Here is a 15,849-nt window from a genome sequence, read left to right on the forward strand (position 1 = left end):
CAGTCCCTTAACCGCGTGGGGTCGCAGCGGCCAGTTTGCCTGCCGCTCCGTTTGTCGCCTTGGAAGGCGCGACTTGGGGCAGGTTGCTGGCTTCGAGTGCTTTGCGTTGTTGTGCCAGGGCCGCGAGGGTTTCTTCGCTGGCCATCGGCACGGTTTCAGGGGTTACCGGTGCACCTGGACGCGCCCGTTGCAATCCCTTGACGATGATTGTGTCGTCTTTGCTCAGGCCACTACGCACGATGCGCAGGCCTTCGATCTTCGGCCCCAGCTCGACGGCGCGGTACGCGGGCTTGTTGTCGGCGTCCAGCACCAGCACGAATTTCTTGCCCAGATCGGTGCCCACGGCTTCGTCGTTGATCAACACGGCGGAGTAGGTGCCACTGCCCACCAGCTTCAGCCGGGCATACAGGCCAGGGGTGTAGGCGCCGTCCTTGTTGTCGAACACGGCGCGGCCACGGATGGTGCCGGTCTGCGGGTTGACCTGGTTATCGATGAAGTTCATCTGGCCCAGGTGCGGGTTGCCGTCCTCGTTGGACAGGCCCATGTAGACCGGCGTGGTCTGGCCGCGCTGGCCCTGGCGGGCGAGTTGGGTGTACTTGAGGAAGACACGCTCGTCGGCGTCGAAGTAGGCGTAAACCTTATCGGTGGACACCACGCTGGTGAGCGTCGTGGTATCAGCGGTCACCAGGTTGCCGGCAGTGATTTCCGCACGACTGACGCGACCGCTGATGGGCGAGGTGACCCGGGTGAAGCTCAGGTTCAGCTTGGCCAGGTCCAGTTGCGCCTGGATGGCCGCGGCGGCGGCACGGGCTTCCTGGGCGGCGGTGGTGCGCGAATCAGCCAGCTCGGCGGAAATGGCATTGCTCTGGCGCAGGCGTTCGCCGCGCTGGGCTTCGTTTTCACTACGGGCGGCGGTCGCACGGGCCTGGGCGAGCTGGGCTTCGAGACGACGCACCTCGGCCTGGAAAGGGCGAGGGTCGATCTGGAACAGCAAGTCGCCTTTCTTGACCAATGCACCTTCGGTAAAGGCTACTTCATCGATCTGCCCGGAAACCCGTGGACGAATCTCGACGGTTTCCGGTGCCTCCAGGCGCCCGGTGAACTCATCCCATTCATTGACCGGTTGTTCCAGTACCTTGGCTACACTGACCTTGGCAGCTGGCATGGAAGCTGCGCTATCGGGAGTCTTGCCACAGGCACTTATCACCAGCACCGCCAACAGTGCGAGGGGAAAGCGCAATTTTGAAAGTGAATGTTCCATGGATAGCTCCGCCAATGTATTGAGAATGGGCGGATAATGCGTGGCGGGAAGAGAAGGAACGAATCGAATGAAGCAAAGATCACTATCATTCGGAATGATATAAGCCAGTTGCCATCCCACAGGCTGTTTTCAACGCAGCATGAACGAGTATCAAGGCTGTTAAGAGCCCAGGGATTATTGGGGCAGATAGAGCGCCTGTATGCGTTCGAACGTTCCATCCTGGCGCAGGGCTTCAACGGCTTCGCGCAGCTCCTGGACCATTTTCGGTGTGCACTGCTTCGAGCAGGCCAGGTAAAGGTCGGCATTGCTGCCAACAGGGCTCATGAGCAATGGGCGTTCGGACACTTTCGGCCAGATGTATCGACTTTCCGGAACGCCGTTGAACCAGGCATCGATACGTCCCATCAACAGCATCTGGGCCGGATTGTCGCCGATGGTCAGAGGATGGATCTGATCGTCGCTGAACCCCTCCGAGCGCAGGATTTCCTCCTGAGCACTACCCAGGCCTACGCCGATCTTGCGGTAGGTCTTCTTGGCTTGGGCGAAGCTGTCCACCTGCCGGTCAAGGCTGAAGAACGCGCGCTCCATCGGCATGATCGACGCGATCCAGGTAAAGCGGTCCTCGCGCACGGGTATGCGTGACAGAGGCGCGATCAGGTGATCGCGTTCCTCGCTGACATGCTTTTGCGCCCTTGCCCAGGGGAGCACGTGGAGTTTTACCGCATATCCGGCCTTGGCCATGGCTTGCATGGCAATGTCTCCGACGATTCCATGACCTCGGGGATCATCGATGAATGTGAGGGGGGGAGCATCCAGGATATGCAGTTCAATCGACAGTGGATCGCCGTGCGTCTGACAGGCCACCAGCATCGTTAGTGACAGGCAAAGCCGGCAGAGTGCTAGGGAGCGGACATTCAACACACGTGTGATCCGGCTCATGATTGATACTTCAGGTATTGAAAGGTGGTGCACCATTCTACGTCTGCCTCGGGTATTGAGACAGCGTCTCGCGGGATACGGTTTGTGCGGCGCAGCACATCTGTAAACAAGCGGTGATCGGATCGACACGCCATCGCAAATCAGGTTGGCGCTTTGACGCCGCCGTGGCGGAAATCAGGGACATACCCTGGAGGATGGCGTTTTTCCTACAAGACTTTCAGTTATTGGGTCAGGAATTTTGAGAGATGCCTGATACTCTTGACGCCAAGTAGGGCCCCACGGGATGGGGTTGTCCGGAACCACGGCACCCGAGTGGGGGGTGCAAATCCGCGCAATCATATGAGAAGGATCTTATGAACCCTGTACCCGCTGTTGCGGTGGATGGCCTTGCCATGCCATCCGAAAGCTTCCCCCTGACCGCCCCCCAGCGAGACATCTGGCTCGATCAGCGACGGCTGGGTGACTCGCCGTTGTACAACATCGGCGGTTATGTCGAACTGACCGGCCCGTTGCATGCGCAAGTGATGCAAGGTGCGCTCGAATGTCTGGTGGCCAGGCATGACGCGCTGCGCACGGTGTTGCTGCCGGGCAACGAGGGTCTGCCACGGCAGCGTTTTGCAGCGTCGTTGCCGGTATCGATGCCGTTCTATGATTTCGCGACCCATCCTGATCCTGAATCCATGGCGCAGACGCTGATCCAGGAGCAGATGCAGCAGATGTATGGGCTGGAAGGCGAGCCGCTGTTCCGTTTCAGCCTGATCCGCCTCGATGCGACCCGTCACTGGCTCGCTACCCAGGCCCATCACCTGATCCTGGATGGCTGGGGGTTTGGCCAGATGCTCAAGTCCCTGGGCGACATCTACAGTGCGTTGTTATTGGCCGGGCAACCGCCGCTGTCGGCGCCGGGTTATGTCGAATTCATCCGCGAGGAAGCCGATTACCGGCAATCGGCGCGGGCGCAACGGGACAGGGCTTACTGGCTGGACAAGTATTGCGTCCTGCCGGAACCATTATTGATACCGCGCTACCGACAGCGCCTTGCGGGGGACGCCGCACCGGGCCGTACCCATGTGCATGCCTTTCCCGCTTTGCTGCATGAACGCATGAAGCAGGCGTTCCGGCACCTCGGCGCTTCGGCATTCCATGTGTTGCTGGCAGCGCTGTACGTTTATTTCAGTCGCACCGGACAACGTGACGAATGGGTGGTCGGGTTGCCGCTGCTCAACCGGTCCGGGGCCAGGTTCAAGGAAACCCTGGGGTTGTTTACTCAGGTCAGTGCCGTGCGTCTCTCCCTGGGGCGCGAACGCCCGTTCGGCGAGTTGGTTGGTGAAGTATGCAGGCAATTGAAACAGGACTTCCGCCACCAGCGCTTTTCCCTCAGCGATATGAATCGGGCACTGGGCCTGCTGCGTGAGGACCGCGCCCAGCTGTTCGACGTGTCGGTGTCCTACGAACAGGATGATCATGACTACCGTTACGGTGAAGCGTTGGCCCACACGATCAAGGTTTCCAATCGACATGAGGCCATGCCGCTGGCCATCCATTTGCGCAGCAATCGCTATAACGACAAGGTCTGGTTGCACCTGGTCTACAACGAGGCGTATTTCGAGGCGGTGGAAATAGCGGCATTGGCCGAGCGTTTGCTTTGGGTGCTGGAGCAGGGGCTGGAGAACGCCGACCTGCCGGTGGCCGATTTTGCCTTGAGCACGCCGGCGGAAGATTCACTGTTGCGGCAATGGCGTGGTCCCCAGGGTGAGTCCTCCGGAGGACGGATAATTCACCAACGTTTCGAGGCGGTAGCGGCGCAACGGCCGGACGCCGTGGCGGCGGTCGCGCCTGGATGCAGCCTGACCTATGGCGACTTGAACGGGCGCGCCAATGCCCTGGCCCATCATCTGATCGGGCTCGGTGTGCGACCGGACGAGCGGGTAGCGATTGTGGCGCGGCGGGGCCTGGACACTCTGGTCGGGCTGGTGGCGATCCTCAAGGCCGGTGCCGGATACGTGCCGATCGATCCGGAATATCCCGCCGAACGCTTGAGCTACCTGCTCGGCGACAGTGTGCCGGTAGCGGTGCTGACCCAACGCGATGTGCGTGAGCGACTGCCGGCCCTGGACGTGCCAGTGCTCGATCTCGACCGTCGCACCTGGCCATCGGGTCTTGCCTCCAATACCCGGCCAGCGGGCTTGACCGACGAACACCTGGCCTACGTCATCTATACCTCGGGTTCCACCGGTCTGCCGAAAGGGGTCATGGTCGAGCACCGCGCACTGTCCCATCTGGTGGACTGGCATTGTGACGCGTTCGGCCTGGGCAGCGGCAGCCATACGTCAAGCCTGGCAGGATTCGGTTTCGACGCCATGGCCTGGGAGATCTGGCCCGCGCTGTGTGCAGGGGCAACCCTGCATTTGCCAGCCGCAAGCCAGGGCGGGGAAGACATTGATGCCTTGCTCGACTGGTGGTGCCAACAGCCGCTGGACATCAGCTTCTTACCGACGCCGGTGGCCGAGTACGCCTTCAGCCGTCACTTGCAACATCCGACCTTGCGCACGTTGCTCATTGGTGGCGATCGTTTGCGATCTCTTCCTCACCCGCAGACATTCGAGGTCGTGAACAACTATGGTCCGACCGAGGCCACGGTCGTTGCCACGTCGGGGAAAATCGATGTCGCAGGGCTGCCGCATATCGGCAAGCCTGTGACCCATGCGACGGTGCATCTGCTTGACGACCGACAGCGCCCGGTGCCGATGGGGGTGGCGGGCGAGTTGTATGTTGGTGGCGCCGGGGTTGCCCGAGGCTATCTGAACCGTGCGCAATTGACCGAAGAGCGTTTTCTCAAGGACCCCTTCAGCCATGATCCGCAAGCGCGGATGTACCGCACCGGAGACCTTGCGCGGTGGGGCTTCGATGGTCATCTGGAGTACCTGGGCCGCAACGACGACCAGGTGAAAGTCCGTGGCGTACGCATCGAGTTGGGGGAAGTCGAGGCTGCGCTGGGCCGTCATGTCGCGGTGCGGGAGGCCGTGGCCCTGGTGCGCAACGAGCAACTATTGACGTGGTTCACTGAGCGAGAGCCGCTGGACATTGCGGCCTTGCATGATCACATGAAGTCCTGCCTGCCAGCTGCGTTGCTTCCGACGGCCTACGTGCGGCTGGCGGCGATGCCTTTGACACCCAACGGCAAACTCGATCGCCAGGCGTTGCCGGCACCGGGCCCGGAGGCACTGGTTCGCCGGGAGTACGAAGCGCCCCAGGGCGAAACCGAAAACCTGTTGGCGCGGCTCTGGGCTGAAGTACTGCAGGTTGAACGAGTCGGGCGTCATGACCATTTCTTTGAGCTGGGCGGTCATTCACTGCTGGCGGTAGGCCTGGCCGAGCGGATGCGCCAGCATGGCTTGGCTGCCGATGTACAGGTGTTGTTCGGCCAGCCGACCCTCGCGGCCCTGGCGGCTGCGACCGGCAACGGGCGAGAGATCGTCGTGCCGGCCAACCGGATTGCAGCGGATTGCATCCACATCACACCGCAGATGTTGCCGCTGGTGCAATTGGATCAGGACACCCTCGACCGTGTCGTCGCCACCGTGCCGGGTGGGGCGGGCAATGTGCAGGACATCTATCCCCTGGCGCCGTTGCAGGAGGGCATTCTCTATCACCACATCACCGCAGAACTGGGCGATCCGTACCTCCTGCAATCGCGTCTGGCATTCGACAGTGTCGAGCGCCTCGAAGCCTTCGCCGATGCACTGCGCCAGGTCATGGTCCGGCACGATATCCTGCGCAGCGCCGTGCTCTGGGAAGGATTGACCACGCCGGTGCAGGTGGTCTGGCGTGAGGCCCGATTGCCGGTGCAGCAAGTGCAGTTGGATCCGGCCCAAGGGGCCATTCTCGATCAGTTGCATGAACGCTTCGATGCCCGTCACTACCGCCTGGACATCAGCCAGGCGCCGCTGATCCGGCTGGTGTACGCCCATGATCCGGTAAATCGGCGGGTGGTTGCGGTGCTGTTGTTCCATCACCTGGCGCTGGATCACGTGGCACTGGAGATCATGCGCCAGGAGATGCAGGCCAGCCTGCTGGGGCGGACCGAGCCGCTTGCGGCGGCGGTGCCGTATCGTAACTATGTGGCCCAGACGCGCCTGGGCGTCAGCGAACACGCGCATGAACAGTTCTTTCGCGAAATGCTTGGCGATATCGACGAACCGACCCTGCCGTTCGGTTTGAGCGATGTGCGCGATGAGGGCCGGGGCATCGACGAAGCGGTGCAATCGTTGGATGGCGGGTTGGCGCTACGCTTGCGCAACCATGCCCGGACGCTGGGCGTCAGCGCCGCCAGCCTGTTCCATCTGGCGTGGGCTCAGGTGCTGGCGGCGACCTCCGGACAGGACCGGGTCGTGTTCGGCACGGTGTTGATGGGGCGCATGCAGGGCGGCGAGGGCGCGGACCGGGCGCTGGGGGTGTTCATCAATACCCTGCCATTGCGGGTGGATGTGAGCGAGGGCGTGCGCGCCGGCGTGCAGGCCACCCATGCCCGGTTGAGTGCGCTGTTGACCCATGAACATGCCTCGCTGGCGCTGGCCCAGCGTTGCAGTGGCGTTGCGGCGCCATCGCCGTTGTTCAGCGCCTTGTTCAATTATCGTCATAACACCGACGAAGTACCGGACGAGGAGGCGCGACAGGCCTGGCAAGGTATCGAGACCCTGGTCAGCGAGGAGCGTACCAACTATCCGCTCAGCCTGATCGCCGAGGATTCGGGCACGGACTTCAGACTCATCGCCAAGACCCGGATGGGCCTCGGCGCCGGGCGAATCTGCGGTTACATGCAAACGGTATTACAGGCCCTGGTTGATGCGTTGGGGCAGGCGCCGCAAGCGCCGGTGAACAGTCTGTCGATCTTGCCGGATGCCGAACGCCAGCGCTTATTGGTCGAGTTCAACGACACTCAGGTCGATTGCCCGATCGAGCAGACTATCCATGGGTTGTTTGAAGACTGGGTTACTCGCAAGCCGGACGCGATTGCGGTGCAGGCCGGCTCACGGCGGCTGACCTACCGCGAACTCGACGAGCAGGCCAATCGATTGGCCCGGCACCTGTGCGAGCGGGGCGTGCGGCCTGAATCGCGGGTAGCGATCTGCGTCGAGCGCGGCCCGGAGTTGGTGATCGGTCTGCTCGGCATTCTCAAGGCCGGCGGCGCCTATGTACCGCTGGACCCCGATTACCCGTTGGAGCGCCTGAACCATATGGTGCGCGACAGCGCTCCGGTAGCGGTCCTGGTGCACGAGGCAACCCGGCGTCTGCTCGGCGAATCCGATTTGCCGCTGATCGATTTCGACCGTTGCGCCTGGCAGGAACACCCGGCCGACAAACCGTTCGTGCCGGGCCTGAGCGGCTCGAGTCTGGCTTACATGATCTACACCTCCGGGTCCACTGGCGTCCCCAAAGGCGTGATGCTCGAACACCGTGGCGCCTGCAACATGGTGCATTGGGGGTCGCAGATCAGCCCGCCTACCGAACACGGCGCCTTGTTGCAGAAGGCTCCGTTCAGCTTCGACAGCTCGGTCTGGGAAATCTTCTGGCCGCTGTGCTCCGGCATGCGCCTGGTGCTGGCGCGTCCCGATGGCAATCGCGATTCGGCCTATGTGGTCCAAATGATCCGTGAGCAGGCCATCACCGTGGTCAAGTTCGTGCCGGCGCTGTTGCAACAGTTCATCGAACAGGATGACGTCAGCCAATGCACCAGTCTCACCGACATCCTCAACGGTGGCGGTGAGCTCACCGTCGCTGTTGCCCGCCGCGTGCGTGAGCGGCTGCCGTGGGTTCGTTTGCACAACGTCTATGGCCCGACCGAAACCACGGTGGACAGTACCGGGTGGACCCTGGAACCGCACATGCCGGTACCGGAGGCTGTGGTGCCGATTGGCAAGGCCCTGTGCAATACCCGACTCTATGTACTCGACGCCCACGACCGTCCGGTACCGTTCGGTGTCGGCGGCCAGTTGCACATCGGTGGGGTCGGCGTGGCGCGCGGTTACCTGGGGCTGGCGCAGATGCAGGCCGAGCGCTTTATCGACAGTCCGTTCGTGGCCGGCGACCGCTTGTACCGCACGGGCGATCTGGTGCGTTATCTTCCCGACGGCAACTTGCAATACCTGGGACGCAACGACTTCCAGGTCAAGTTGCGCGGCGTACGCCTGGAACCGGGGGAAATCGAGGCACGGCTGATCGAGCACCCGGCCTTGCGCGAAGCCGTGGTGCTGCTGCGCGACGAGCGTCTGGTGGCTTACTACACCGTGCGCGAAGGCGGCGAAGCACCGTCCATCGAGGCCTTGCGGGCTCATCTGCTGGAGCGTTTGCCGGAGCACATGGTTCCAGGCGCCTATGTGCTGCTTGACGCGTTGCCCCTGACCCCCAACGACAAAGTGGACCGCCAGGCCCTGCCGGCACCGGCTGCCGACGCGCTGCTCAGCCGTCGTTATGAGGTGCCCGAGGGGGAGGTCGAGGCAACGTTGGCGCGGATTTGGGCCGAGCTGCTCGAGGTCGAGCGAGTCGGCCGGCACGACGACTTCTTTGAACTCGGCGGGCATTCGCTATTGGCGGTTGGCCTGGTGGCGCGCATGCGCCAGGTCGGCTTGCACGTGGATGCGCGCACGCTCTTCAGCCAATCGACGCTCGCGGCGTTGGCAACCCATACCACCACACACGTGCAACAGCCGGACATACCGGCTACCACCATCCCTTACCTCAATCGCAAGCGTCGACTCTGAACCTGTGGCGAGGGGACAAGCCACCTCGCCACCAGGATTTTGTGCACATCTATCAAGGATGAAGGAGAGGGCCCGCATTGCACGGTCTTTCTCCCGTCGTTACAGGAGGTTGTCCCATGCAATTCCACGACCTGATGGCGGTTCTTTCCAGCCATGCGATCCGACTTCAACAGGAAGATGGGGCCCTGGTTGTCCAAGGCCGCGACGATTCACTGGATGACGCACTTTGGGAGGCTCTCGCCGAACACAAGGCGCAACTGCTGGAGCTAGTCGCCAGCCAGGGTGGCGACTGGCTGAGTCCGGCCTTTCGCATCACCGCGGACATGCTGCCGCTGGCGAACCTGAACCAGGCCGCTATCGACCGTATCGTCGCCACCGTTCCGGGCGGGGCCGCGAATGTGCAGGACATTTACCCATTGTCGCCGCTGCAGGAGGGCATGCTTTATCACCATCTCCGCGCGCCTGAAGGCGATCCCTACGTATCCCAGGCGCGGTTCGCCTTTGCCAGCCGCGAGCACCTGGGTGCATTCGCCCAGGCCCTGCGCTGGGTGATCGAGCGCCACGATATCCTGCGGACCTCTTTCGCCTGGGAATACCTGGATGAGCCGATGCAGGTGGTCTGGTGTCAGGCTGCGCTGGTGTGCGAGGAGGTCGAACTCGACGATGACGCCGATGCGCTGGGCCAACTGCTGGCCCGTTACGATGCTCGTCATTTCCGTCTCGATTTACGCCAGGCACCGTTGCTGCGCCTGGTGTATGCCCACGATCCGGTGCAGGGGCGAGTCGTTGGCCTGATGTTGTTTCATCACCTGATCATGGATCACATCGCCCTCGACGTGGTCCGGCGGGAAGTCCAGGCCTGCCTGCTCGGGCAGACGGATCGACTGGCGCCTGCCGTACCCTACCGAAATCACTTGGCCCAGGCCCGCAAGGCGGATGCCGAGCGGAACCATGAAGCGTTCTTTCGCGACATGCTCGCTGACATCGACGAGCCGACACTGCCTTTTGGTCTACAGGACGTCCATGGCGACGGCCACGACATCGAAGAGGCCCGGCAGATGCTCGACGGCGACCTGAGTCGGCGGCTGCGAGCGCAGGCGCGTCAGCTCGGCGTCAGTGTCACCAGCCTCCTGCACCTGGCGCTCGCCCGGGTGTTGGGACAGTTGTCCGGACGTACGGCGGTGGTGTTCGGCACCGTCCTGTTGGGACGGATGGAGGCCGGCGAGGGCGGTGAACGAGCCCTGGGGATGTTCATCAATACGCTGCCGCTGCGGGTGGATGTTGGCGAGGACAGTGTCCGAGCCGGCGTACTGGCGACCCACCGGCGCCTGACCGCCTTGCTCGCCCATGAGCAGGCCCCGCTGGCATTGGCCCAGCGTTGCAGCGCGGTGGCCATGCCGACGCCGTTGTTCAGTGCCATGCTCAATTACCGTCACAGCACGGTCGAGGAGGTCGCCGAGGTGATCGAGATCGCCCCGGGTGTCCAGGTGCTGGGCGCCCGGGAACGTACCAATTATCCGCTGACCGTCAATGTCGATGACCTTGGGCAGGATGTGCGACTCACCGTACTGGTGGAAGCGAGCCTGGGGGCCGAACGCATCACCCGCTACCTGCACACCGCGCTGGAAAGCCTGGCCCAGGCACTGGAGGCCACGCCAGATGCGCCGCTGCACAGCCTGGACATCCTGCCGGCGAGCGAACGTGAACAGCTGTTGCATGGCGTCAATGCACCGTTGATGCCGTGGCGCGAAACACCGTTGATCCATCAGCAATTCGAAGCCCATGCGCAAGCTCGGCCGGAGGCCGTCGCCCTGATTTTCGAAGGCCGGACCTTCAGCTATGGAGACTTGAACCGTCGCGCCAATCAGCTTGCCCACCATCTGCTGTCCCTGGCGATTCGTCCCGACGATCGGGTGGCGATCTGTGTCGAGCGTGGGCCGCAGATGATCATCGGCCTGCTGGGTGTGCTCAAGGCCGGTGCCGGTTATGTCCCGATCGACCCGGCTTATCCCCTGGAACGTATTACCTTCACCTTGCAGGACAGTCGGCCGGTGGCGGTGCTGATTCAGGCCGATACGCGGGACCGCGTCGCCGATTCCGGCGTGCCGCAGATTGATCTCGACGACGATGTCTTGCAGGCCGGGCCCACCGGCGATCCGCTCGTTGTCGGGCTGACCCCGGCCCACCTGGCGTATGTGATCTACACCTCAGGCTCTACCGGGCGCCCCAAGGGGGTGATGGTCGAGCATCGCAACGTCACGCGACTTTTCTCGGCCACCCGAGACTGGTTCGGGTTCAACCGGCAGGATGTATGGGCGCTGTTCCATTCGTTCGCGTTCGATTTTTCGGTGTGGGAAATCTGGGGGGCGCTGAGTTTCGGCGGAGCATTGGTGATGGTGCCGCAGCGGGTGGTTCGTTCGCCGGACGCGTGTTACGCACTGCTGTGCGACACCGGCGTGACGATTCTCAACCAGACGCCGAGCGCATTCCGACAATTGCTCGCGGCCCAGGGGCGCAGCCCATTGCAGCATTCCCTGCGAGAGGTGATTTTCGGCGGCGAGGCCCTGGAAACGGGGTTGCTCAAACCCTGGTACGCCCGGATCGCCAACGCGGGTACGCGTCTGGTGAATATGTATGGCATCACCGAAACCACGGTGCACGTGACCTATCGACCGCTGGAGGCGGCAGATGCGCAGCGGGTCGGCGCCAGCCCTATCGGCGTGCGCATCCCCGATTTGCAGTTATATGTACTGGATGCCCGACGCGAGCCGCTGCCGGTGGGGGTGGTCGGCGAGCTGTACGTCGGTGGCGCCGGTGTGGCGCGGGGTTACCTGAACCGGCCGGAATTGACCGCCGAACGCTTTATCGCCGATCCGTTCAGCGGCCGCGCCGACGCACGCCTGTACCGCACTGGCGATCTGGGGCGTCGGCTACCTGACGGCAGTCTCGAATACCTGGGGCGTAACGATGACCAAGTGAAGATCCGTGGTTTTCGCATCGAGCTGGGTGAGATCCAGGCGCGGTTGGCCGCCTGCCAGGGTGTCCGCGAAGCCGTGGTGATTGCCCGTGAGGACAGCCCCGGTGTCCCGCGGTTGGTCGCATACTGGCGGGCTGATGACGGTGTACAACCGAGCGTTGCCCGATTGCGCGAACAACTGCTGGTGTCGCTCGCCGACTACATGGTGCCGAGCGCGTTCGTCAAGCTCGAGACGTTCCCGTTGACCGGTAACGGCAAGTTGGATCGCAAGGCCCTGCCCCCCCCGGACAGTGATGCTTTTGTCCGGCACCCCTATGAGGCTCCGCAGGGTGAAGTCGAGGCCTGTATCGCCGATATCTGGCAGAACCTGCTGGGCGTTTCCCGGGTCGGCCGGCACGACAACTTCTTTGAACTGGGCGGTCACTCGCTGTTGGCGGTGAAGCTGATCGAGCGCATGCGTCAGCGGGACCTGCACTGTGACGTGCGCGTGTTGTTCGGTCAGCCGAGCGTGGCAGCGCTGGCGGCGACCCTGGGCCGTTCCCGCACCGTGGAAGTGCCGGTCAATCCCATCGAGCCCGGTTGTCCCTGCATTACGCCGGACATGTTGCCCCTGGCAACCCTGGACCAGGCCGGCATCGACCGGGTGGTGGCAACCGTGTCCGGCGGCGTCGCCAACGTACAGGACATCTATGACCTGGCGCCTCTGCAGGCGGGGATTCTCTATCATCACCTGGCCACCGCTGACGCCGGTGATCCCTACGTGTTGCAGGTGCAGTTCGCCTTCGACGGCCTGGCGCAGATCGAAGTCTTTGTCCGTGCCTTGAACAACGTGATCGCTCGCCATGACATCCTGCGAACCGCGGTGCTCTGGGAAGGTTTCGAAGCACCTGTGCAAGTGGTCTGGCGCGAGGCACCGCTGGTGCTGGAACGTGTCGACACCGATCCGGCGGACGGTGACGTGCTACAGCAGCTCCCGGCGCGCTTCGATCCGCGGCACTCTCGGCTGGACCTCGGTCGGGCACCGATGATGCAGTTTGCCTGCGCCGAAGACCCACGGCGGAACCGTTGGGTCGGCATGCTGCTGGTGCACCACATCGTGCTCGATCACACCGCGCTGGACGTGCTGGTGGCCGAGATGAGCGATGCAATCCATGGGCACATCACAACGCTGCCCGCGCCGGTGCAATACCGCAACTATGTCGCGCAGGCACGGCAGGCGGGCCGCGAACAGGCCCATGAGGCATTCTTTCGTGACATGCTCGGCGATATCGACGAACCCACGCTGGCGTTCGGTCTGCAAGATGTGCACGGCGATGGTAGCGCAGTCGTCGACAGTCACCTGACGCTGGATGCGGGCTTGGGCGAGCGTCTGCGGGAGCAGGCACGACGGCTGCGGATCAGTGTCGCCAGCCTGGTGCATCAGGCCTGGGCACAGGTGCTGGCGCAGCTATCGGGCCGCCAGGATGTGGTGTTCGGCACCGTGCTGCTGGGGCGGATGCAGGGCGGCGAGGGCGCCGACCGGGCACTGGGGATGTTCATCAATACCTTGCCGTTGCGCGTCGACGTCGGCGCATCGACGGTAGAACAGGGCGTGCGCGCCACCCATGAACGCCTGGCCCGGTTGCTGGAGCACGAACAGGCGTCGCTGGCGCTGGCCCAACGGTGCAGCGGCGTCGCGGGTTCGTTGCCGTTGTTCAACAGCTTGCTCAATTACCGCCACAGTGCGCCGCAGAAGGCGGACATCGAGTGGGACGGCATCCATGTGCTCAGCTCCCGAGAGCGCAGCAACTATCCGCTGGTGGTCAGTGTCGACGACCTGGGCGAAGGGTTCCGGTTGAGTGTTCAGGCACCGCCCGAGGTAGATGGCGCGCGGGTCTGCGATTACCTGCAAACCGCATTGGACCATTTGCTGGAAGCACTGGCGCACAATCCGGCCACACCCCTGCACGAAGTGTCGATCCTGTCACTGGGTGAGCGCCAGCGAGTGCTGGCCGGTTTCAACGCCACTGGCCGCGATTATCCCGTAGTGCAGACGGTACAACGCTTGTTCGAAGCGCAAGTCCAGGCGCACCCCGAGGCGCTGGCGGCGGTACAGGGTGAATACAGCCTCAGCTATGACGAACTGAACCGCCAGGCCAATCGCCTGGCCCATCACCTGATCGGCCTGGGCGTGCAAGCGGACGACCGCGTGGCGATCTGTGTCCGGCGCGGCCCGCAGATGCTGGTGGGGCTGCTGGCGATTCTCAAGGCCGGGGCCGGCTATGTGCCGGTGGATCCGGCTTATCCTGTGGAACGCATCACCTACCTGCTGCAAGACAGCGCGCCGCTGGCGGTGCTGGCGCAGGCCTCGACCCGGGACCTGTTGGGTGCCGTGCCGGTGGTGAATCTGGACAGTGCTCACTGGCAGCACCTGCCCGACAGCAACCCGCAAAGGCCCGGCCTGACGCCGGCGCACCTGGCCTACGTGATCTACACCTCCGGCTCCACCGGCCAGCCCAAAGGGGTGATGGTGGAACATCGGACCCTGGAAAACCTGGTGCACTGGCACGCCGCGGCCTTTGACTTACGCGCCGGCAGCCACACCGCCAGCGTCGCCGGGTTCGGCTTCGATGCCATGGCCTGGGAAGTCTGGCCGGCCTTGTGTGTCGGCGCAACGCTGCATCTGCCGCCGTCCACGATCGGTAATGAACACCTGGATGAACTGCTGGGCTGGTGGCAGGCGCAACCGTTGCAGGTGGCGTTCCTGCCGACGCCGGTGGCCGAATACGCCTTCAGCCGGGGGCTGCACCACCCGACCTTGCGCACGCTGCTGATCGGCGGCGACCGGTTGCGGCAGTTGCCGAGCAACCCGACCTTCGACGTCATCAACAACTATGGACCGACCGAAGCCACGGTGGTGACCACCTCTGGCCGGGTCGAAGCCGGGCAGGTGTTGCACATCGGCCGGCCCATCGCCAACGCCAGGGTTTACCTGCTGGATGCCCACCGGCATCCGGTGCCGGTGGGCGTGGCCGGTGAGCTGTACGTGGGCGGCGCGGGTGTGACGCGGGGGTATCTGAACCGGCCGGAACTGAGCGTCGAGCGCTTCCTCGATGACCCGTTCAGCGAAGCACCTCAGGCGCGGATGTACCGCACCGGCGACCTGGCCCGCTGGTTGGCCGACGGCACGCTCGAGTACTTGGGGCGCAACGACGACCAGGTGAAACTGCGCGGCGTGCGGGTCGAGCTGGGCGAAGTCGAAGCGGCGTTGCTGAGCCATGACGGGGTGCAGGACGCGGTGGTGCTGGTGCGTGACGAGCGTCTGCTGGCGTGGTTCACCGAGCGCAGTCCGGTGGTGATCGAAGACCTGCGCGTTCATCTGCAAGCCCGCTTGCCGGACGTCCTGGTGCCAGCGGCGTATGTGCGGCTGGAGGCCTTGCCCCTGACCGCCAACGGCAAGCTTGACCGCAAAGCCTTGCCCGAGCCGGATCAAAGCGCTTGGCCGAGTGCTGAATACGCGGCACCGCAAGGCCCTGTCGAAATCGCCCTGGCGCGGATCTGGGCGGATGTGCTGAAGGTCGAGCAGGTCGGCCGTCACGACAATTTCTTCGAACTAGGCGGGCACTCGTTGCTGGCGGTGAGCCTGATCGAGCGCATGCGCCAGATCGGCTTGAGCGCTGACGTGCGACGGCTGTTCAGTCAACCGACCCTGGCGGCGCTGGCGACGGCGGTGGGCAGCGGTCGTGAAGTCGAGGTGCCGGCCAACCGCATCCCCGCCGAGTGCACCCGCATCACGCCGGACATGCTGCCGCTGGTCCAGTTGGATCAGGAAGCCATCGACCGTATCGTCGCCACGGTGCCGGGCGGAGCGGCGAATGTGCAGGATATCTACCCGCTGGCGCCGTTGCAGGAGGGGATTCTTTATCACCATT

The 15,849-nt window shown here is 63.6% G+C and carries 4 protein-coding genes; 2 read left to right on the top strand and 2 right to left on the bottom strand.

The window, feature by feature from the left end:
- Positions 1-7: 7 nt before the first annotated feature.
- The gene (mexE, locus tag AD666_RS11040; protein WP_053151617.1) at positions 8-1,261 is read right to left on the bottom strand and encodes a multidrug efflux RND transporter periplasmic adaptor subunit MexE; all 1,254 of its coding nucleotides are present in this window, start codon (positions 1,259-1,261) and stop codon (positions 8-10) included.
- Between the two features lie 174 nt (positions 1,262-1,435).
- Positions 1,436-2,200: an ABC transporter substrate-binding protein gene (locus AD666_RS11045; RefSeq protein ID WP_053151620.1), complete on the bottom strand. Its 765-nt coding sequence runs from the start codon at positions 2,198-2,200 to the stop codon at positions 1,436-1,438.
- A 353-nt stretch (positions 2,201-2,553) separates the two neighbouring features.
- Between AD666_RS11045 and AD666_RS11050 the strand changes: the two genes are divergently transcribed.
- Together AD666_RS11050 and AD666_RS11055 are read left to right on the top strand one after the other, a co-directional pair.
- Complete coding sequence (locus AD666_RS11050) at positions 2,554-8,961, top strand: non-ribosomal peptide synthetase (RefSeq protein WP_053151624.1); 6,408 nt, start codon at positions 2,554-2,556, stop codon at positions 8,959-8,961.
- Between the two features lie 116 nt (positions 8,962-9,077).
- The coding region (locus tag AD666_RS11055) for a non-ribosomal peptide synthetase (RefSeq protein ID WP_156315937.1) at positions 9,078-15,849 on the top strand (6,772 nt) is incomplete at its 3' end.

This window comes from Pseudomonas sp. Pf153 (assembly GCF_001269775.1).
Lineage (GTDB): Bacteria > Pseudomonadota > Gammaproteobacteria > Pseudomonadales > Pseudomonadaceae > Aquipseudomonas > Aquipseudomonas uvaldensis.

What these genes read in the sequence shown, in the direction of transcription:
- mexE (WP_053151617.1), bottom strand. Translation starts at nt 1,261, where the DNA reads ATGGAACATTCACTTTCAAAATTGCGCTTTCCCCTCGCACTGTTGGCG.
- AD666_RS11045 (WP_053151620.1), bottom strand. Translation starts at nt 2,200, where the DNA reads ATGAGCCGGATCACACGTGTGTTGAATGTCCGCTCCCTAGCACTCTGC.
- AD666_RS11050 (WP_053151624.1), top strand. Translation starts at nt 2,554, where the DNA reads ATGAACCCTGTACCCGCTGTTGCGGTGGATGGCCTTGCCATGCCATCC.